General features: G+C 57.4%; 20 protein-coding genes. 8 read left to right on the top strand and 12 right to left on the bottom strand.

What is annotated here, in order from left to right; all coding sequences use genetic code 11:
- Window positions 1-700: 700 nt before the first annotated feature.
- Entirely contained in the window at window positions 701-1066 is a 366-nt protein-coding gene (locus VF694_RS04595) for a DUF4870 family protein (RefSeq protein WP_003803067.1), read from the top strand.
- 158 nt (window positions 1067-1224) lie between these two features.
- Here VF694_RS04595 and VF694_RS04590 read toward each other — a convergent pair whose 3' ends face one another.
- The 3 genes from VF694_RS04590 to VF694_RS04580 form a co-directional block, all read right to left on the bottom strand.
- Complete coding sequence (locus VF694_RS04590) at window positions 1225-1803, bottom strand: hypothetical protein (RefSeq protein WP_440163807.1); 579 nt, start codon at window positions 1801-1803, stop codon at window positions 1225-1227.
- Window positions 1804-1821: 18 nt separating this feature from the next.
- On the bottom strand, window positions 1822-3267 hold the full coding sequence (locus tag VF694_RS04585) for a cryptochrome/photolyase family protein (protein ID WP_051010453.1): 1446 nt from the start codon (window positions 3265-3267) through the stop codon (window positions 1822-1824).
- A 106-nt stretch (window positions 3268-3373) separates the two neighbouring features.
- Complete coding sequence (locus VF694_RS04580) at window positions 3374-3652, bottom strand: SWIB/MDM2 domain-containing protein (protein ID WP_003803072.1); 279 nt, start codon at window positions 3650-3652, stop codon at window positions 3374-3376.
- Window positions 3653-3971: 319 nt separating this feature from the next.
- On the opposite strand from VF694_RS04580, the gene pyrC reads away from it, so the two are divergent.
- Both pyrC and VF694_RS04570 read left to right on the top strand, forming a co-directional pair.
- On the top strand, window positions 3972-5030 hold the full coding sequence (gene pyrC, locus VF694_RS04575; RefSeq protein WP_003803075.1) for a dihydroorotase: 1059 nt from the start codon (window positions 3972-3974) through the stop codon (window positions 5028-5030).
- Window positions 5031-5165: 135 nt separating this feature from the next.
- The gene (locus VF694_RS04570) at window positions 5166-5918 is read left to right on the top strand and encodes a hypothetical protein (protein WP_240209412.1); all 753 of its coding nucleotides are present in this window, start codon (window positions 5166-5168) and stop codon (window positions 5916-5918) included.
- Window positions 5919-5922: 4 nt separating this feature from the next.
- Here the strand turns inward: VF694_RS04570 and ruvB are convergent, their stop codons facing one another.
- Window positions 5923-6993, bottom strand: a complete 1071-nt coding sequence (gene ruvB / locus VF694_RS04565) for a Holliday junction branch migration DNA helicase RuvB (protein WP_003803078.1) — start codon at window positions 6991-6993, stop codon at window positions 5923-5925.
- Window positions 6994-7194: 201 nt separating this feature from the next.
- Here ruvB and VF694_RS04560 point away from each other — a divergent pair, with 201 nt between their 5' ends.
- Window positions 7195-8154 (top strand): threo-3-hydroxy-L-aspartate ammonia-lyase, encoded by a 960-nt coding sequence (locus VF694_RS04560; protein WP_003803080.1) that lies wholly within the window; start codon window positions 7195-7197, stop codon window positions 8152-8154.
- A gap of 264 nt (window positions 8155-8418) precedes the next feature.
- On the opposite strand, the gene ruvA is transcribed toward VF694_RS04560, so the two are convergent.
- The 6 genes from ruvA to VF694_RS04530 form a co-directional block, all read right to left on the bottom strand.
- Window positions 8419-9000: a Holliday junction branch migration protein RuvA gene (gene ruvA, locus VF694_RS04555; protein ID WP_003803083.1), complete on the bottom strand. Its 582-nt coding sequence runs from the start codon at window positions 8998-9000 to the stop codon at window positions 8419-8421.
- Between the two features lie 18 nt (window positions 9001-9018).
- Window positions 9019-9564 (bottom strand): crossover junction endodeoxyribonuclease RuvC, encoded by a 546-nt coding sequence (gene ruvC / locus VF694_RS04550; RefSeq protein ID WP_003803085.1) that lies wholly within the window; start codon window positions 9562-9564, stop codon window positions 9019-9021.
- 1 nt (window position 9565) lies between these two features.
- Window positions 9566-11158 carry a bifunctional phosphoribosylaminoimidazolecarboxamide formyltransferase/IMP cyclohydrolase gene (purH, locus tag VF694_RS04545; protein ID WP_440163805.1) on the bottom strand — a complete coding sequence of 531 codons (1593 nt, stop codon included), beginning with the start codon at window positions 11156-11158 and terminating at the stop codon, window positions 9566-9568.
- Window positions 11159-11184: 26 nt separating this feature from the next.
- A complete protein-coding gene (locus VF694_RS04540) occupies window positions 11185-11424 on the bottom strand; it encodes a helix-turn-helix domain-containing protein (protein WP_003803089.1) in 240 nt (79 codons plus the stop codon).
- A 55-nt stretch (window positions 11425-11479) separates the two neighbouring features.
- A complete protein-coding gene (gene dusB / locus VF694_RS04535) occupies window positions 11480-12475 on the bottom strand; it encodes a tRNA dihydrouridine synthase DusB (RefSeq protein WP_003803091.1) in 996 nt (331 codons plus the stop codon).
- Between the two features lie 97 nt (window positions 12476-12572).
- Window positions 12573-13733, bottom strand: a complete 1161-nt coding sequence (locus VF694_RS04530) for an FAD-dependent monooxygenase (protein WP_440163804.1) — start codon at window positions 13731-13733, stop codon at window positions 12573-12575.
- 89 nt (window positions 13734-13822) lie between these two features.
- Here VF694_RS04530 and VF694_RS04525 point away from each other — a divergent pair, with 89 nt between their 5' ends.
- The 4 genes from VF694_RS04525 to VF694_RS04510 all read left to right on the top strand — a co-directional run bounded on the left by VF694_RS04525 (window position 13823) and on the right by VF694_RS04510 (window position 17381).
- Window positions 13823-14308 carry a hypothetical protein gene (locus VF694_RS04525; RefSeq protein ID WP_003803095.1) on the top strand — a complete coding sequence of 162 codons (486 nt, stop codon included), beginning with the start codon at window positions 13823-13825 and terminating at the stop codon, window positions 14306-14308.
- A 341-nt stretch (window positions 14309-14649) separates the two neighbouring features.
- Window positions 14650-14985, top strand: coding sequence for a hypothetical protein (locus VF694_RS04520; protein WP_003803097.1), 336 nt, complete (start codon window positions 14650-14652; stop codon window positions 14983-14985).
- Window positions 14986-15015: 30 nt separating this feature from the next.
- Window positions 15016-15870 (top strand): cytochrome c oxidase assembly protein, encoded by an 855-nt coding sequence (locus VF694_RS04515; RefSeq protein WP_131070836.1) that lies wholly within the window; start codon window positions 15016-15018, stop codon window positions 15868-15870.
- Between the two features lie 17 nt (window positions 15871-15887).
- Window positions 15888-17381 (top strand): M48 family metalloprotease, encoded by a 1494-nt coding sequence (locus VF694_RS04510; protein WP_440163802.1) that lies wholly within the window; start codon window positions 15888-15890, stop codon window positions 17379-17381.
- 34 nt (window positions 17382-17415) lie between these two features.
- Here the strand turns inward: VF694_RS04510 and VF694_RS04505 are convergent, their stop codons facing one another.
- Both VF694_RS04505 and VF694_RS04500 read right to left on the bottom strand, forming a co-directional pair.
- Window positions 17416-18561, bottom strand: coding sequence for a YheT family hydrolase (locus VF694_RS04505; protein ID WP_131071848.1), 1146 nt, complete (start codon window positions 18559-18561; stop codon window positions 17416-17418).
- A 51-nt stretch (window positions 18562-18612) separates the two neighbouring features.
- Window positions 18613-18825, bottom strand: coding sequence for a zinc-finger domain-containing protein (locus VF694_RS04500; RefSeq protein WP_003803104.1), 213 nt, complete (start codon window positions 18823-18825; stop codon window positions 18613-18615).
- Between the last annotated feature and the right edge of the window lie 21 nt (window positions 18826-18846).

Genomic DNA, 18846 nt, shown 5'->3' with positions numbered 1-18846 from the left:
AGTCGCCAACGCATCGGCGACGGATACACCGGAACGATGCTGATCGTCTGGCCCCTGGGTTACGACTTCAGACGTACCACCCCCCTCCCCAAAGCCCGTTCTGGGCACCGCTTATCCCTTCTTGTTGCAGACTACGCCTCTTGGCCCAAGACGATGGGGTCCGTTATTGCGTATGCTTCCTGGGCTTGAGAGTTGATGTTGAGTCCTCTGCGGGTGCTACCTGTACGATGGCAGCCCTGCGAGGGGCGGGTTCAGCCTTAGCGGCTTGCTGAACCTCAGCCTCTCGCATCAAGCCGTTGTCTATCTGCCGGGTGATCGCGGCACTCCTCAGAGGCGACGGGTGTCCTTGAGCCTCAAGGGCGAAGGCGTCCCCCTGGGCCTGCCTCTTGCTCGCGCTGACCGCCCCTAACCAGGCCCACCGCCCTGAGTACGCTCCTCCCTGCGCTCACCCCGCCCACATCAACAATCGTACAAACGACATCCTGATGCAGTTGGAAGTTGGAGCTTGGGGCATCAACAAGCTGATATACACCGCTTGGGCATGCTGCTTGAGCATATAGGTACGGTCAGGTCTACTGCCGATTGTTTGCTTCTGCAAAGGTCATGGTGGTAGCTCAGCCACTGTCATACGGTTAATCGCCAAAGTATGGGTAAAATAGTTCGGTATAGTTATCGATAATGCTTGTTTCAGGAGAACCGAATGACTCAGCCCATTAGCCCCGAGCTCGAACCTGGCTTGTCGCTGCGCAAGATCACGCACATCTGCTATGGCTTGTTTTCTCTGGCTATGATTAGTGCAGGTATCTTCGGTGCAGCGGCTGTGGCAGCTGTAATTCTGGCCTACGTCAAGCGTGGTGACGCATCGGGCACGATCTATGCCAGTCATCTGGACTGGCTTATCAAGACGTTCTGGTGGGGCCTGTTGTGGATGGTTTTGAGCGCCTTGCTGACATCCATCTTTATCGGTTGGGTTACCGCCTTGGTGGCTCTGGTCTGGATTATTCACCGTCTGATCAAAGGCTGGTTAGCCTTGGCGGGTGGGCAGGCTTTAGGTCACGACTATTAAAGTGACACCATCCTTTCCAAGGATTTGCCCCTGATCGGGTGAAAAGTAAAAAAGGTGCTCTGATGAGCACCTTTTTTTGTACGTGTAGGCGGGTGTTGGTGCGTGCTTGACCCGTGTGGAGAGGCAGGTCCGACAGGCTTTTGTCTGCTGAGCCGGTATCAGGGTGCCAACAGGTGAACCTGCTCGATATGCATATGGTGCATGCACTCGCGCAGTAGCAGAAGATAGATTCCAAGATTCTGATTATTGATCAGCCCATGGATATTTTCCAAGGAGCCTGCATTCACCATCTTCAGGCTGATGGCTCCTTGGCTGGCGGCGGCATACAGCGTGAACAGATCATCAATCATGTCGCGACTCAAGATGTGCTGTTCGCTGCCTTGAGCTTCATTAAGCCAGACGCCCAGATCTTCGGCGTACTCTCCCGTCGCAAACACCATGAATTGGCGCAGGTCCAGACTGGCTGGCATGATCGCGTCTTCCACAAGCTCAATACCATGTTCCAACTGAGCCTCACGGGAGTGAGAGTTGGTAAAACAGTGGGATAGCAACTGGGTGCCACTCAGTTCTGGAAAATGCTCGGTGTGAACAGGCACGCCTTTATGAGCCAGGCTTATTTCCGCATGGTCGCTTGCGAAATCCAGGACGGCCACTTGGGCCTGAGGGTGGGCGGCTTGCAAATTTTGCAGCACTACAGCGGTGCTGGCTGGCGGTGATGGTCTGGAGCTGTTTGACATACCTATCCTTAAACGTATTTAATCCGCTGCTTCTTGCTCTCCTGCCTGCTTGAATAGCGCCAAAGCAAGATGCCGTTGGGTATCGTGATCCACAATCGGGGCCGGGTAATGTTGGCCCAGGCGAAATGCCAAGGGAAGTTGTTTGGCTTGCCAAGGTGCGTGAATCGCCTGTTTATCCAAGGACGCCAATTCAGGAACATAGCGTCGTATGAACTGTCCCTCTGGGTCAAATTTACGCGATTGGGTGATGGGATTAAAGATGCGGAAGTACGGTTGGGCATCACAGCCGGTAGAAGCGGCCCATTGCCAGCCCCCCACGTTGGAAGCCATATCGTAATCAAGCAGTTTTTGGGCAAAATACTGTTCTCCCCAGCGCCAGTCTATCAACAGGTCTTTCACCAGAAAGGACGCACTGATCATGCGCAGGCGGTTATGCATATAGCCTGACTGATTCAATTGGCGCATGGCGGCATCAACAATCGGGTAGCCGGTTTGTCCGTCCTTCCAAGCCTGGAACCAGTCGTCGCGGTTAGGAAAAGGAAGGTTCTTATAAGCTGGCTTGAAACTTTCTTGTGCGGTTTCGGGGTGATGCCACAGGAATTGTTGGTAGAACTCGCGCCAGATCAACTCGCTCAGCCAGGTAGCTGCGCCTTCGGAGTCGCTGGGCCAAGCCAGTGCTACTGCCTGACGGATGGACAGTGTGCCGAAGCGCAGGTGCGGAGCCAGGTAAGAGACACCCCGTTTGGCTGGGAAGTCTCGGCGTTCGTGATAGGCGTGAATTCTTGGTTCGAACTGCTGCAGCAGGGTCTGTGCGCCTTGCCAGCCCGCAGGGCTGAGTAGTTTGGTGCGAGCTTCCTCGTGAAAACCCAGCTCCTTCAAGCACGGAAGTGCCTGAGCGGGAAGTGGTGCCCATTGCCCCTGTGAGCAGTCATACGCCTGTATATCGCTTGGCTGAATACGCGCCAGCCAGTTGCGCTTGTAGGGAGTGAATACGGTATAAGGCTGCTTTTGCTGTGTCAGAATCTCATCGCGTGCAAAGATTACCTGGTCTTTGAACAGCTTTAGCACTCGGCCTTGAGCGGCAAGGGACTGGCTGACTGCGTGATCCCGTGTCAAGGCGGCCGGCTCGTAGTCCTCATTGGCATAAACAGTCTGTGCATTCAGATGGTTTGCCAGCAAGGGAATTTGCTGTACCGGGTCGCCGTGAACGGTAATCAGCTCACTGCCATGTTGGCGCAGTTGCTCCTGGAGGGATTGCAGACTGTCGAGAATGAACGCGACGCGCACGTCATCGGCCGGCAAGGAGTCCAGGATGGTGCTGTCAAAGACAAAGACACAGGCAACGGGCAGTCCGCTTTGTAAGGCGTGGTGCAAGGCAGCGTGATCCTGCAGGCGCAAATCACGACGCAGCCAGCACAGTACATGGGGCGTTTGGATGGTTGGGGTAGGCAGTGAAATCGACATGAAGACGGTAAAACAGAAGGCCGGATGCCGCAGGATGAAAAAGGGCCGCGGCTGAAAGCTCAGCGGCGCGGCCCGATAGTGCCAGAGGTGCCTGGGCACCCCTTGCTTATTTCAGGTGAGCGCTAACCAGCTTGGTCAGTTCAAACATGGAGACCTGATCCTTGCCGAACAAGGGACGCAGTTTGGCGTCGGCATTGATGTTGCGACGGTTCTTGGGGTCTTGGAGATCGTGCTTCTTGATGTATTCCCAGATTTTCTTCGTAACTTCAGTACGCGGCAGCGCGTCGGAGCCAATCACCGCAGCCAGTGTTGGGCTAGGAGTGAGTGGTTTCATGAAGGCTGCATTGGGTTTGCGGGTAGCAGGCTTTTTTTCAGTGCTGGCCATGAACGGAACTCCTGAGAAACGAGTTGAAGGGGCGGGTTATGCGCTAGGGCACGACTTGTCTGTCAGCATACCGTGATACTCCCTGTACGTCCAAGCCCTTTGTGAGCCTGCGCTTTGCAGGTCTGTAAGCAGATTTTCCCGTGTTTACGGGCAAGGGCAGGACAGGCTGCGGCCAGGCTCAGGATTGCCGTGTCTGTCATGCGCGGCACGGGTAGCTGTAGCATAATGATGGATTCGGCCTGCTGGAAGGCAATGGTGATGCCCGTCGCTTGCATAACGCGTCAAAGCGCGGGTTCTTTGTTTGAGATTGAGTAAAGATATGAGCCCTACTGTGGATACCCTGGTCATTCGTCGTCCTGATGATTGGCATTTGCACCTGCGTGATGGCGCTGTGCTGGAATCGGTCTTGGGCCATACGGCGGCACAATTTGACCGGGCCATCGTCATGCCCAACCTGACCCCGCCCGTTACAGCCACTGCACAGGCACTGGCCTATCGCGAGCGTATTCTGAGCGCATTGGCCAAAACCGAGTATGTCGGCAAGTTTGAACCTTTGATGACTTTGTACCTGACGGACAATACTCAGCCTGAGGAAATCGTTCGCGCCAAGGAAAGTGGGTTTGTGCATGGCGTGAAGCTGTATCCAGCCGGCGCCACCACAAACTCCGATGCAGGCGTGACAGATTTGCTGAAGAACTGTTCCAAGGTGCTGGCCCAGATGCAGGAATCGGGCATGCCGTTGCTGATGCACGGTGAGGTCACGGACCCCAGCATCGACTTGTTCGACCGCGAGGCCGTGTTCATCGAGCGTGTGATGATTCCCATGCGCAAGGCTTTCCCCGAGCTGAAAGTGGTGTTTGAGCACTTGACCACGGCAGAGGGCGCCGCTTACGTGAGCCAGGCCGAAGGCCCGGTTGCCGCAACCATCACCGCCCACCACTTGCTCTATAACCGTAATGCCCTGTTCCAGGGTGGCCTGCAGCCGCATTGGTATTGTCTGCCCGTCTTGAAGCGCGAGAAGCACCGTCAGGCTTTGGTAGATGCCGCCACCAGCGATAGCAATCGTTTCTTCCTGGGCACAGACAGTGCGCCGCATTCGCGTAGCCGCAAAGAACAAAGCTGTGGCTGTGCGGGCTGTTATACCGCTCTGCACGCTATGGAGCTGTACGCTTCGGCTTTTGATAAGGCCGGTCGTCTGGACCGCCTGGAAGCCTTTGCCAGCTTGAATGGCCCTGCTTTTTACGGTTTGCCGGTCAATGAAGGAACCATGACGTTGCAACGTAGCCAGTTCACCATTCCCGAGTCCGTGGAAATGGCGGGTGAGCCGTTGATTCCTCTGGCTGCCGGCCAGGCTCTGGACTGGAGTGTGGTGAGCTAAGGGTGAAAGAAGCCGTCCGATTTCAGTGTCTTTGATAGCGCTGAGTCGGGCAGCTCCTGATATCTGCTTTCACTGCAAGATAGCTCCGTGGAAACTGCTTTTCTTGATACAGCGTGGTCTGCCTTGGCTGTTCGCATGGCCGCCACTGCTTTGGTTGTTGTTCTGGTTTCGTGGTCAGTCGGGGTATTTGGGCCCTTGATTGGTGGTGCGCTGGCGGGCTTGCCCATGGTATTGGGCCCCGGCTTTTATTTTCTGTCCCAGCAGTTTCCTGCCGATTATGTGCAGCAGGCGGCAACCTATGCCGTGTATTCGCTAAGCGCGACTCAGCTGTTCTTGCTGCTCATCATTCTTTGTGCTCCCACCCTGTCGCCCTGGCGCACCTTATTGTGTGCAGTGGCAGGTTGGGCGGTGGCAGCCTTGCTCCTGTCCTTTATGCCTGTGCAGCCCTTGCTGGGCCTGGCTTTGTTTATTGTTGTGACTGCGTTCAGCTTGCGCGTTTCGCGCCGTCTGGCCGGCATGAAAGGAAGCAGCAAAGCGAAGGCGGGCTGGGGCTTGCTGATATTCAGAGGGGCTTTGGCTGGACTTTTGGTCGCTATCGTGACCACCAGCAGCTCCCTGCTGGGACCGAGCTTGTCAGGGCTGATTATGGCCTTCCCCATTGGCTACACCGTGGTGGCGGTGACCATTCATCAAACCTTGGGTGCGGCAAGCCTGGTAGCGACCTTGCGTTCAGCGTTGTGGGGGACAGGTAGCCTGGCGGGGTTTTGCACCACGCTGGCGCTGACTTTCACGCATCTGCACTGGCTGACAGCCTTGTTGCTGGCTGCCGCCGTGTCGATTGCGATTACCTTGCTATTGGTGTTTCGTCCCTGGGCTCGCCGGGATTAAGTACTTATTCTGCGTCGAACAGATCCTGACCCTGTGTGTTGCGTGGAGGCGTTAGCCCCAAGTGACGCCAGGTGTTCAGGGTAGCAATACGGCCCCTGGGGGTGCGTTGCAAAAAACCGTGCTGGATCAGATACGGTTCGATCACATCTTCGATGGTGTCGCGCTCTTCACCAATGGCAGCGGCCAGACTGTCTACGCCCACTGGGCCACCGTCGAATTTATGCACGATGGCTTCCAGCAGTTTTCTGTCCATCAAATCCAGACCTTGCGGGTCCACTTCCAGCATGGACAGGGCGGCTTGTGCACACTCGGTATGGATGATGCCGCCGGTTTTGACTTCGGCGTAGTCGCGCACCCGGCGCAAGAGCCGGTTGGCGATACGTGGTGTGCCGCGTGAACGGCGGGCAATTTCGTAAGTGCCTTCATCGGTTGTGCTGACATTAAGCAGCCCCGCACTGCGCGCCACGATATGCGTCAGGTCTTTGACGTCATAGAACTCCAGGCGAGACACAATGCCAAAGCGGTCGCGCAAGGGATTGGTCAACATGCCGGCGCGAGTGGTCGCGCCGACCAGGGTAAAGGGCTGCAAATCCAGTTTGACGCTGCGGGCGGCCGGGCCTTCGCCAATCAGGATATCAATTTGAAAGTCTTCCAGCGCTGGATACAGAATTTCCTCCACGACGGGGGACAAGCGATGGATCTCGTCAATAAAGAGAACGTCGTTGGGTTCCAGATTTGTCAGCAAGGCGGCCAGATCACCGGGACGCTCCAGCACGGGACCGGAAGTCTGGCGCAGGTTCACCCCCATTTCATGGGCAATGATGTGAGCCAGGGTGGTTTTACCCAAACCGGGAGGGCCAAACAGCAAGACGTGGTCTAGCGCTTCCTGGCGCTGGCGAGCAGCCGCGATAAAGATTTCCAGCTGTTCGCGGGCCCGGGCTTGCCCGACATAGTCCTCCAGCATCTTGGGTCGCAAGGCGCGTTCGATGGACTCTTCGTTGGGCGACAGGGGCTTGGGCGTGATGATGCGCTGTTCAGAAGGCAGGCTGGAGAGCGAATCGGAATGAATGGCCATGATGACTACGCTGATTGAATATACAGTATGGTACACCAAGCGCAAGCCGCTTGAGTACCGTCACCAGCGTGGGATGAGCGGCCGTAGACCTCTCATGCTTCACACCTTGTGCCGGAACCCGGTTTTAAGCACTCAGGGCTAGGCCACGTTGCGAGGCATCCTCCATAATGTGGACTGGAGTTTTCAAACGAGATTTTAGCCATGTCCCTGGAATTACCTGTTTTTGCTGATGTTGTAGCCGCCGCTGAACGCTTGGCGCCTGTGGCACACCGTACACCAGTCTTGACTTCTGCCACCTTGAACGAGCGCCTGAATGGCGAAGTCTACTTCAAGTGCGAGAACTTTCAGCGTATTGGTGCTTTCAAGTTTCGCGGTGGCTTCAATGCGCTGGCGCAGTTGAACGAGCAGCAGAAAAAAGCAGGTGTCGTGGCTTTTTCCTCTGGCAATCATGCGCAGGCGGTCGCCTTGTCGGCCAAGCTTTTGGGCATACCGGCCACCATCATCATGAATTCGGATGCTCCGGCTGCCAAACTGGCTGCGACGCGCGGCTATGGTGCCAAAGTGATCGAGTATGACCGCCTGACCCAGGATCGTGCCCAGATTGCACAAGAGTTGGTGGATCGTGAGGGGTTGACCCTGATTCCCCCCTTTGCACATCCCGATGTCATCGCGGGGCAGGGGACGGCCGCATTGGAGCTGTTGCAGGACGTGCCGGACTTGCAACAGTTCTACGCGCCCTTAGGAGGCGGCGGCTTGCTGTCGGGCTGCTTGCTGGCGGTCAAGGCCATGGCTCCGGCTTGTGAAGTCTTTGGGGTGGAGCCGCAGGCAGGAGATGATGCCCAGCAGTCCCTGCGCAGTGGGGAGATCGTCAAGATTGCGCCGCCTGCATCGATTGCGGATGGGGCACTGACCCAAGCGTTGGCACCGATGACATTTGAGTTGATTCGCAGCATGGTGACGGATATTTTGACGGTGCCTGATACCGAGCTGGTTCAGGCCATGCGTTTTTTTGCGGAACGCATGAAGATGGTGGTGGAGCCTACAGGCTGTTTGGGGGCCGCGGCGGTAATGCGGCAGGGAGATTTGCAAGGCCGCAAGGTGGGCGTACTGATCAGTGGCGGTAATGTGGATGTGTCCGCCCTGGGGCGTCTGCTTGCTTGATGCGTTAAATGGGTTGCAGACGCAGGCATTGATCTTGCCCATGTTTCAAAAAGCGGGTCAAACTGGAGTTGCAAACGAGCAAACGAGCAAACGAGCAAACGAGCAAACGAGCAAACGAGCAGACCACAGTAAGCCAATAGGGCAGTTAGCCCGTACCTCATCTCATCAATAAGCGTCATGATGGATAAGTTGCCCCCTGTATAGACAAAGAAACCGGGCCGTTCCTATGAACAGCCCGGTTTTTTTATACATGGCAGTGTGGTATCAAGCGCGTGACAGCGACTTCAGTGCCTGCTTGATCCCTTCCGACACATCAATATCATCCGGCAAGGCTTTGACAGCAATACTGGCCTCCTTGCTGGAATAACCCAAAGCTTCCAGAGCATGCAATACGTCATCCCGGCTGTTGGGCACCGCGCTGACTGTACCGCTGGAACCCAGGTCCGCACCCAGCTTGCCGCGCAACTCCAGTAACAGACGCTCGGCAGTTTTTTTACCTATACCGGGGATCTTCACCAGACGGGAAGTCTCCTGGCGTGTAATAGCATCGGCCAGCTCTTCAGCACTCATGCCCGAGAGCAAGGACAGGGCCGTGCGGGCACCGATGCCGGTGACTTTGATCAGTGCCTTGAACGTGCTGCGCTCGTTCAGGCTGGAAAAGCCAAACAGCACGTGAGCATCTTCACGAATGGCCAGATGGGTGAACAGATTGACCTGTGCGCCCAGTTCCGGCATTTGGTAGAGCGTACTCATGGGCACATCGATTTCATAACCAACCCCACCCACATCCACACAGATGGTGGGCGGTTGTTTTTCGATCAAGGTACCCCGGATGCGACCTATCATGACATTCCTTATGGACAGTTAACCCAAGATCCGGCCAGCACGAATGCGGCGGCGCGGCCCGGTGGTGATGGCTCCGCTTTTTTGCAGGCCGCCCACCACACTGCTGTGATGAGCATGGCTGATGGCGCAGGCCAGGGCATCGGCCGAGTCCGGCGCAGGCAGGCCGTTCAGCTGCAGGAGCCGCTGTACCATCAGCTGGATTTGTTCTTTGGCAGCATGACCGCTGCCGGTGACGGTTTTCTTGATCTGCAAAGCGGTGTACTCATGCACATCCAGTCCACCTACAGCCAGCGCACACAAGGCGGCACCCCGAGCTTGCCCCAGCAAAAGGGTAGAGGCCGGGTTGCTGTTGACAAAGACTTTTTCGATCGCAGAGGTATCGGGCTTGCTTTGCTCAATCACTTCCGTGATGTGAGTCAGAATCAGCTTTAGCCGCTCTGCCAGAGGCAGATCTGGCGGGACCACAATGGTCCCGCTGGCCACATAGCGCAAGCTGGGCCCCTGGGCGTCGATCACTCCGAAACCAGTGCGACGCAAGCCAGGGTCTATGCCCAGGATTCGCATATTAGTGACGGAAGTGGCGTGTGCCGGTCAGGACCATGGCAATACCACGCTCGTTGGCGGCGGCGATGACTTCGTCATCACGCACGCTGCCGCCGGGTTGAATCACGCAGGTGGCGCCCGCTTCGGCAACCACATCCAGACCATCGCGGAAGGGGAAGAAGGCGTCGGATGCGACGGCTGAACCCTGCAGGGTCAAGCCAGCGTTTTCAGCCTTGATGGACGCGATGCGGGCGGAGTCCACACGGCTCATTTGGCCTGCGCCCACGCCCAGCGTCATGCCCTGACCGCAGAACACGATAGCGTTCGATTTCACGTACTTGGCCACGTTCCAGGCAAACAGCATGTCTTGCATTTGCTGAGCCGTAGGTTGAACTTGCGTCACAACCTTGAAGCCTTCGGTGTTGTCGCGGAACGTGTCAGGTGTTTGCACCAACCAGCCGCCGCCGACACGCTTCACGTCAAAGGCGTTGTGCGCCTGACCAGGCTGAATGCTGAGTACGCGTACGTTCTTTTTGGCAGCAAATACGTCCAAGGCGCCTTGTGTGTAGGAAGGTGCCAGCAGCACTTCTACAAACTGGCTGCTGATCGCTAGGGCAGCGGCTTCGTCCACTTCGCGGTTAAAGGCAATAATGCCGCCAAAGGCCGAAGTTGGGTCGGTTTGGAAGGCTTTGCGGTAGGACTCTTGGGCAGTTTCGCCCAGCGCCACGCCGCAAGGGTTGGCGTGCTTGACGATGACGCAAGCGCCGGCATCAAAGCTGCGCACACACTCCCAAGCTGCATCGGCGTCTGCAATATTGTTGTAAGACAGCTCTTTACCCTGCAATTGCTTGTAGCGGCCCAGCAGACCTTCGCCAATGGTGCCGTCTGTGTAAAAGGCAGCGCTTTGGTGCGGGTTTTCGCCGTAACGCAGGGTCTGTTCCTGTTTGAGCTGAATAGTCAGCACATTGGGCCATGTGTTCACTTCGGGGGCGCTGTCCTGGGCGGGCTCGGCTTGAGCCAGGCTGCTCAGGTAAGCGGCAATCACGCCGTCGTAAGCGGCCGTGTGAGCATACACTTTGGCCGCCAGTTCCAGACGCAGGCCGTAAGAAGGGTGACCGGCAGGGCCGTCCATATCCGCCAGCACGCGTTCGTAATCAACAGGGTCAATCACGACACAGGCGCCGCCTTCGGGGGTGCCGTGATTTTTGGCTGCTGCACGCAGCATGGCAGGGCCGCCAATATCAATGTTTTCCACCGCATCGGCGAAGGTGCAGCCGGGCTTGGCGATGGTTTCACGGAACGGGTAGAGATTGACGACCAGCAGATCGATACGGTCAATGTCGTGTTCTTCCAGCGTCTTCAGGTGTTCGGCGCTGTCGCGACGAGCCAGCAGACCACCGTGAATTTTTGGATGCAGTGTTTTGACACGGCCATCCAGAATTTCTGGCGAACCAGTGTGCTGGGCCACTTCGGTGACGGTCAAGCCAGCCTGGGCCAGCAACTTGGCCGTGCCGCCTGTGGAAAGGAGACGCACGCCACGTTGGGCAAGTGCTTGGGCGAACTCGACAATACCGGTTTTGTCGGAGACAGAAAGAAGAGCTGTCTGGATTTTCATGGAAGGTGAGACGTGAGAGTTAGGAATCAGGGTTGCAGGTTGTGGGCACTGAGCTTCTTGCGCAAGGTACTGCGCGTGATGCCCAGCATTTCCGCGGCCTTGGACTGATTGCCTGCGGATTTTTCCAGGGCAACTTGCAGCACAGGCCGTTCCACGCACGAGATGACCATCGACAACAGATCGCGTGGCTCGGATTCGCCCAGATCGGCGAAATAGCGCTCGAGGCGTTCACGTACGGACTGTTCTAGTGGGTTGGTCGTTGACATTTTTTTCTGAAGGTATACGAAGTACTTAAATACAAAAGAGCCACATGGCTGACTTTTATTGCAGGTAGGGCTGGTCCAGGTCGCATTCTTGAAACCATTGAGTAATGGCTTCTAATTGATCTGCACAGTTTTCGATACGATTAATCTGATCCAGCCAGTGTCGGGCGTCAGGCATGTCCGACAGATACCAGCCTATGTGCTTGCGGGCAGTACGTACTCCAGTGTGCTGCCCGTAGAAAGCGTAATGGTCTTGCAGGTGTTCGATCATGCAATCGCGCAGCTCGCCAAAGGTGGGGGCAGCGCGATGTTCGCCATGCTCGAGATAATGCAGGATTTCCCGGAAAATCCAGGGGCGTCCTTGCGCGGCTCGGCCTATCATGACGGCATCCGCTCCGGTGTACTCTAGTACGAATTTTGCCTTTTCGGGACTATCGATATCCCCATTGGCGATGACCGGAATAGAGAGACTGTTTTTGACTTCGCGTATGGTGTCGTATTCGGCATGGCCCTGGTAGAAGTCGCAGCGGGTGCGGCCATGCAAGGTCAAAGCAGCGATGCCGATATCCTCGGCCAAGCGGGCAATACGAACAGCATTGCGCGATTGCGCATCCCAGCCGGTGCGGGTCTTGAGTGTAACCGGAACCTGGTAGGGAGTACATGCCTTGACAACATGCTCAAGGATCTGGATGATGCGCGGCTCATCGCGCAGCAGGGCGGAACCGGAGGCGACATTGCACACTTTTTTGGCCGGACACCCCATATTGATATCAATGATGCGGGCGCCTTTGCGGATATTGAACACCGCTGCCTCGGCCATCATCTCGGGGTCGGAACCGGCAATCTGTACTGCCACCGGATCGGCCTCGCCCTCGTGATTGAGGCGCCGTGATGTTTTCACGCTGTCCCACAAACGCTTGTTGCTGGCAGCCATTTCCGAGACGGCATAGCCTGCGCCCAAGGTCTTGCACAGACGACGATAAGGTCTATCTGTGACTCCCGCCATGGGTGCAATGAAAATAGGGTTGGGAAGGGTCCAGGGGCCGATACGCATGGGAAAGATTTTAACCCTGCGACACCGGTTCGTGCGCAAGGACTTGCAAGAAGAAAAAAGGGTTAGCCCCGATTCGGGGCCTTGGCAGCCAGTGTGCTTACGCGCGCATCCCTTGCAGAAGTTGCCGGGCAAATGGCTGACGGGCAAAAGGCAGGGTGTCCATGGCCAATAGCCCCAGACCACAGGCATGCTGGATCAATGGGTTTCTGGTCGCAAACAAGCGTGGCAGCGTGTCCGTGATGGCCGCCGTCAGCCAGCGATCAGGGCGACGCAGGCGCGCGTAACGAGCCAGAAATGGGTCTGGGTTTTGCCGACAATCTGCTTGCCAGGCCGCCAGGCACTGTGACAATTGCGCGACATCGCGCAAGCCCAGGTTCAGGCCTTGGCCGGCCACCGGATGAAGGGTCTGGGCCGCATTGCCTACGGCCAGCAGACGTTCGGACAGGCGGCTGGGGCCGGCATGAAAGGCGAGGGGGAAAATGTGGCGTTTCGATACCAGCTCCAGCTGTCCCAAACGCTCGCCAAAGGCGTGCAGCATGGCGGTCTGGAACTGCTCAACAGGTAGTTCGGCCAGGGACTGGCTGCGCTCAGGGCTGTTGCACCAGACGATTGCGTACAGATCCGGCGCATCAGGATGGGGCAGGGCTGCAAAGGGACCATTTTCCGTAAAGCGTTCATAAGCCCAGCCGCTTTGAGGCTGACTGGCGCGCACGGTGGTCAGCAAGGCGTGCTGACCATAGTCGCGGCGCACCCCTTTGGGGCGGACGCCATCGCATTGCACGGCCAGTAAGGCAGTGGCCTGCCCGCTATCGTGATCGACCAGAATCTGTCCGGGGGCGCTGTGGGTCTGCGCCTGCTGCGCGGGTAACAGGGTCACGCCGCTGTCTCGCAGTCGAGCGTGCAAGGCCCAGAGCAAATCGTCGTAATGGACGACGGCGCCCAGATCAGGCACCCCCAGCTCGTCAGCCTGAATCAGGCAGCGGCCCAGTCGTCCTTTCTGGGAAACATGCACGGTGCGCATCAGGGCCGCGCGCTCCGGCCAGGCCTGGAGCTGGTTCACAATCAGGCGGCGGCTGCCGTGATTGAGAGCCAGGGTGCGCGGGTCGCCCTGTGCATGTTCGGTGCTGGCCAGGTCGAAGTTTTTCCCCAGAACGGCGATAAGTGACGGATTTGGGTGCTGGGCAGCCAGCATTAGCGCCAAAGCTGCGCCTACTGGACCGGCGCCACAAATGGCGATGTCGTAGTCAGTGGCATTCATGGGAACCTCATGACGGCAAGGAAGTAATTCGGGTATTGTACGGGAAGGTGGCTGTCAATTTGCCGTCAGGCCCGTGACAGCTGTGAGCAATGGCTGACAACACAAGCCCGGACTGGATGCCCCGCATGCCCCACCCGACTTTGTCATTGGAACAGACCAAACCATTTCGTCATCAGCTTACCGCCGCCTGCCTGTCCTTGCTGTTGGGGGCGATCGGCGCGCATGGCTGGTATCTGGGTCGTCGCTACTGGTATATCCCTTTGATGGTGACGGCATTGGCCATAGGGGGCACGGTGGCATGGAAGCAGGGGCTGGACGATGTGTTCCCGAACATGCTGATTTTGCCGGTCAGCGCCGGGATAATCGAAGCGGTGGTCTTGGCCCTGCGCAATCCGAAAAAATTTGATGCTCTCTACAACCCGCAAAGCGAGCGGCATAATCAACATGGCTGGCCTTCTGTCTTGACCGCCGTTATCGCAAGCGTCGCGTTTGTGAACATTAGCCTGTACTGGCTGGTACACATCATCATGGCGGTGTACCGCCACCTGGGCTGGCTGGATCTGTCTGTGTATTAAACACATCAAGTGCCTTGTAAAGTAAAGGTTTTTCACAGGTCTTCCCTTGTGAAGGAAGCAGGGGCACGTTACAATGCAAGTTCTTTCGTTTTATAGGAGCTGTGTGGTGAATCCCGACCCCGGCGACAGTGCTAGTCGATCTATGTTCGACCTAACCATGTCCAGGCGCGTTCAGGCCCGCTGATTCCTTCACAGCTTGCCGCGTCCTGGTAATTTCAGGGCGTGGTATCTCAGGCAGCTGTTCTGCTGCCCTCAATTCCCCGCCATTTCATTCTCTGGAAAGCCCTTGGCTTTTCCGAATCCTGATGTGTTGCAACGTTCATGTGCAATAGGGGGAATGTATGCGTATTTTTGATCTCTTTTTGCGCCGTGCCGGCATCCAGGCTTCTGCCCTGCGTGCCCGTGCTCCTTTGTCCGTCTCTCGCCTGACGGTTGTCTGCCCACGTGGCGATCTGGCTCAGATTCGGCGCCGTATCTATTCAGACCTGAATACGGCGGGTATCCGTGTGGCCAATGTGCAGGTTGACCATTCCGACACGCATGATACGGCCTGCGTGACGTTGACCTGTCCGCCCGAGTTGCGTGCCGAGCTGATGCAGCGCGCACGGCTGATTCGGGATTATCCCGGTGTGTTGAATGTGAAGTGGGCAGGGCGCGAGCGTATTGCTATAAACTAAACCGCAACTGGATTTGCGGATGGCGCTGCTATGTCCTTGCTCGACTGGCTGACACCCTGGGAGTTCTCTCCTGTTCTGCTATTGACCTTTCTGCTGGTCATTATTCTGTACGTCCGGGGGCGGCAAGTGCACCGCCCCAATCTTTTGCGCCAGTCCTTCTTTTGGATTGGCCTGATTCTTCTCTACCTTTCCTTGCACACGCGCCTGGATTATTACGCTGAGCGCATGTTCTTCATCCATCGGGCCCAACATTTGATTCTTCATCATCTGGGTCCCTTGTTCCTGATGGGGGCTTATCCCGGCCAAACCTTGCGTGCCGGTCTGCCCCTGAGCGGGCGTCGAGCCTTGGCGCAATGGCTGCGCCGTCCTGTTGGGCGAGGCGTTCAGGCTATCTTGACCAACCCGATTCTGGTTGCCTTCCTGTTCGTTTTTCTGGTTCTGATCTGGATGCTGCCCACGGTGCAGTTTTACTCCATGTTGGACTGGCGTCTGTACCGTCTGATGAACTGGTCTGTGGTTATCAGCGGGATCCTGTACTGGAACCTCATTCTGGATCGTCGCCCTTCGCCTCCAGCCCGCTTGTCGGTGGGCGGGCGTATACTTTCGCCGGTCATTACGATGGTGCCGCAAATGATCGTGGGCGCCGTCATCACGTTCACCGAATACGACCTTTATCCGATTTTTGATCTCTGTGGTCGTGCCATTCCAGGTATGGACGCCCTGGCGGATCAGGTTATGGGTGGCCTGATTATGTGGGTGCTGGCTGGTTTGGTGGAAGTATTTGGCCTGTTGTATGCCTTAGGCACGTTGATGCGTTTGTCGACGCGTCACCGTTTGCCAGAATCGCGCAAGCCGGGCAGCGCTATGATGGTCAGGGCCAATTGATTTTGTCGGGAGTATCCATGTCGTTTAGACCTGCTCGTTCCACCTTGTCTTTGTGTCTGACCCTGTCGCTGGCTTTCAGTCCGGCGCTGCCGGTACAGGCTCAGCCTGTGGGGATTCCCTCCATGGGAGCGGCTTCGGGGGCCGAGCTGTCGCCGGCTTTGGAGCGTACCTTGGGCAATGCCATCATGGAGCAGGGCAGGCGTTCGCCTGAATACGTGTCGGACCCGGACATCAACCAGTATCTGACTGACATGGGTCGCAAGCTGGCCCAGTATGGCCCCGCCATGACACAACCCGTCACGGTGTTTGCCCTGCGCGATAGCAGTATTAATGCTTTCGCATTGCCGGGGGGATACATCGGCATTCATAGCGGGTTGTTTACGGCGTCGAAGTCCGAGTCCGAGCTGGCCTCGGTGCTGGCTCACGAAATCGCCCACGTAGCGCAGCGACACGTGGCGCGTGGCATTACGCAAAGCGCACAGAGCAACCATTTGCTGATTGCCGCTCTGGCCGGCGCCTTGCTGGGCGCCTTGGCCGGTAGTGGCGATCTGGCGATGGGGGCAGCCGCGTTTGGTCAGGCGGCGGCGGTGGATCGTCAGCTGGGTTTTTCGCGTCAGGCTGAGCAGGAGGCCGACCGGCTGGGTTTTGAAATGCTGCTCAAGGCCGGCTACGAGCCCCAAGGCATGGTGCAGATGTTTCAGCGCCTGGCTGCCGCCTCGCGCCTGAACGAGCGGGCCACTGCCAATGAATACGCCAGTACGCACCCCATGTCTCAGCAACGCGAGTCGGATATCAGCAACCGCGTGCGGGGCTTGCCGGCCAAACAGTATCAGGACACGCCCTCATTCTGGTATATCCGGGCCAAGCTGATGGTGCTGCAGGCTGGAGGAGGGCAGTCCCTGAGAGCATTGGAGCAGGCGCTGCAAAGTACGAATCAGTCACAAAGCGAGGTGGAGCGTTCGGCAGCCCAGTACGGTCTGGCCTATATTGCGCAAGGACGTCAGGATTATGAGCAGGCGCGTGCGCATTTGGCACAGGCCCGAGCGCAGGGCAAGTATCAGGCTCCCGAGTTGGATACCCTGGATATTCGCATTGCGATTGCCGATCGGGACATACAAGGCGCGCTGAATCTGGCCAAGCAGGCATGGCAGCGTTGGCCCAAGAGCCAAGGAGTGGCGTTGGCCTATGTACAGGTTCTGCAGCAGTTGGGTCAAAATGATCAGGCCCAGGCATTTTTGCTGGAGCGCATCAAGCAATGGCCCGATGAGCCGCAACTGCACCAGTTGCTGGCCCAGACTTACGATCGCCTCGGGGATGGCGTAAAAGCCCGGCGCGCCATGGCTGAGTATTATCAACTGGTCGGGGCCTTGCCTACCGCGGTGGAACAACTGCAGCAGGCGCGTAATTTGACGCAGGATTTTTATCAGCAGTCCGAGCTGGATACCCAGATTCGTCAATTACGCGAACGGGTGGAAAGCGAGCGCGTCTTGCTGGAGCGGTTCCGCTCTTGAGCAATGCGCCGCTTGCCGGTGAGCTCAGTCGGTATCAGCTATTGGTTTCAAAGAAGCGGGCCAGGCGTGCGGGCAACCACCCCATATTGCCGGGAATACTCCCTGTGATGAAACCCACATGCCCGCCTTGTGCGGGCTGGTGCAGCAAGATGGCGTCCGAGCAATCCTGAATGGTGGGCAGGCTGACTTGTGGCACGAATGGGTCGTTCAGGGCATTCAGGACCAGTGTGGGCACTTTGATGTGGCGCAGCAAGGGTTTGCTGGAGGCGCGTGTCCAATAATCCAGGGCGTGGCTGAAACCATGCATCGGCGCCGTATAAATATCGTCAAAGTCCCGCAAGGTACGCGCTTGATTCAGACGTGCGGTATCGACCATGCCGGGGAATCGATGGGCTTTGTCCTGCAGTTTGCTGCGCATGCTTTTGAGGAAATAGGGCGAGTAGAACCAGCGCCCCATGCGGGACTCGGACAGATAGCGACCGCAGGCGACCAGATCCAGCGGAACCGAAATGGACGCACAGGCCTGCAGCCAGGAAACCTCGTCGCCCGCTTCGCCCAGGTATTTGAGCATGGCATTGCCACCCAGTGAGGTGCCGGCCGCATGCCAGCGCACATGGGGTAGATGCGTGCGCACCGTATTCAGAATAAAGCTGACCTCTTCTGAGTCACCCGAATAGTAGGCGCGTGCCATGCGATTGGGAAAGCCGGAGCAACCCCGGAAATGGGCCACCACGACAATCCAGCCGCGAGCGCGGAAATATTGCGCAATCGCCTGAATGTAATGGCTGCGACTGCTGCCTTCCAGTCCGTGAAACAGGACCAGGGCATGCGTGTCGGCCGTCGCCGGCAAGCTGTTCCAGTCCTGGTCTTGCATCCAGCGTCGGGCGGCAGTGCGCGACAAGTGGGCGTCAGGTTGAGCTGTGGCGCCGCTAGCCAATTTGTCGGCAAACAGACCGGGCCCGGTCCAGTCCAGATCCAGGAAGTCACCATCCGGTGTGTCGATTCTTTGACGAACAAAGGCGATGTGGTGATGGCGGGCGAAAAAAGCCCCATGGATGGTTTGCAGGTGTCCGCCAGGCAGCCAGGCCGGCAGGGGACAGGCGCTGGAATCCAGGCGGGCGACCGGATCGGCGTGACGCCAGGGTTGCGCGTCTACTCCGGGCGCCAAGCCCGGTTCCATCGCATTGCCAGAGGGGGAAGCAGTAGGGTCCAACGAAGCCAGTTTCAGAAATTAATGACCGTGAACTTTCTCGCCTTCTTTCAGGCGGTAGCGGGCACCACAGTAAGGGCAGGCGGCCTCACCGGTTTTGCTGATATCGATATACACGCGAGGGTGCATGTTCCACAGTGGGCTGCCAGGACGGGGGCAGTGCACGGGCAGATCGTCGGCTCCGACCATAATCAGTTCGTGATCTGCTTTTTTAGGTTCGATAGCGGCGCTCATAGGGTTCCTGATAAACAATGA

This window comes from Alcaligenes sp. Lyrl_28 (assembly GCF_051948705.1).
GTDB classification, from domain to species: domain Bacteria; phylum Pseudomonadota; class Gammaproteobacteria; order Burkholderiales; family Burkholderiaceae_B; genus Alcaligenes; species Alcaligenes ammonioxydans.
Note: the sequence above shows the minus strand (reverse complement) of the source record. Positions and strands in the feature narration are given on the sequence as shown.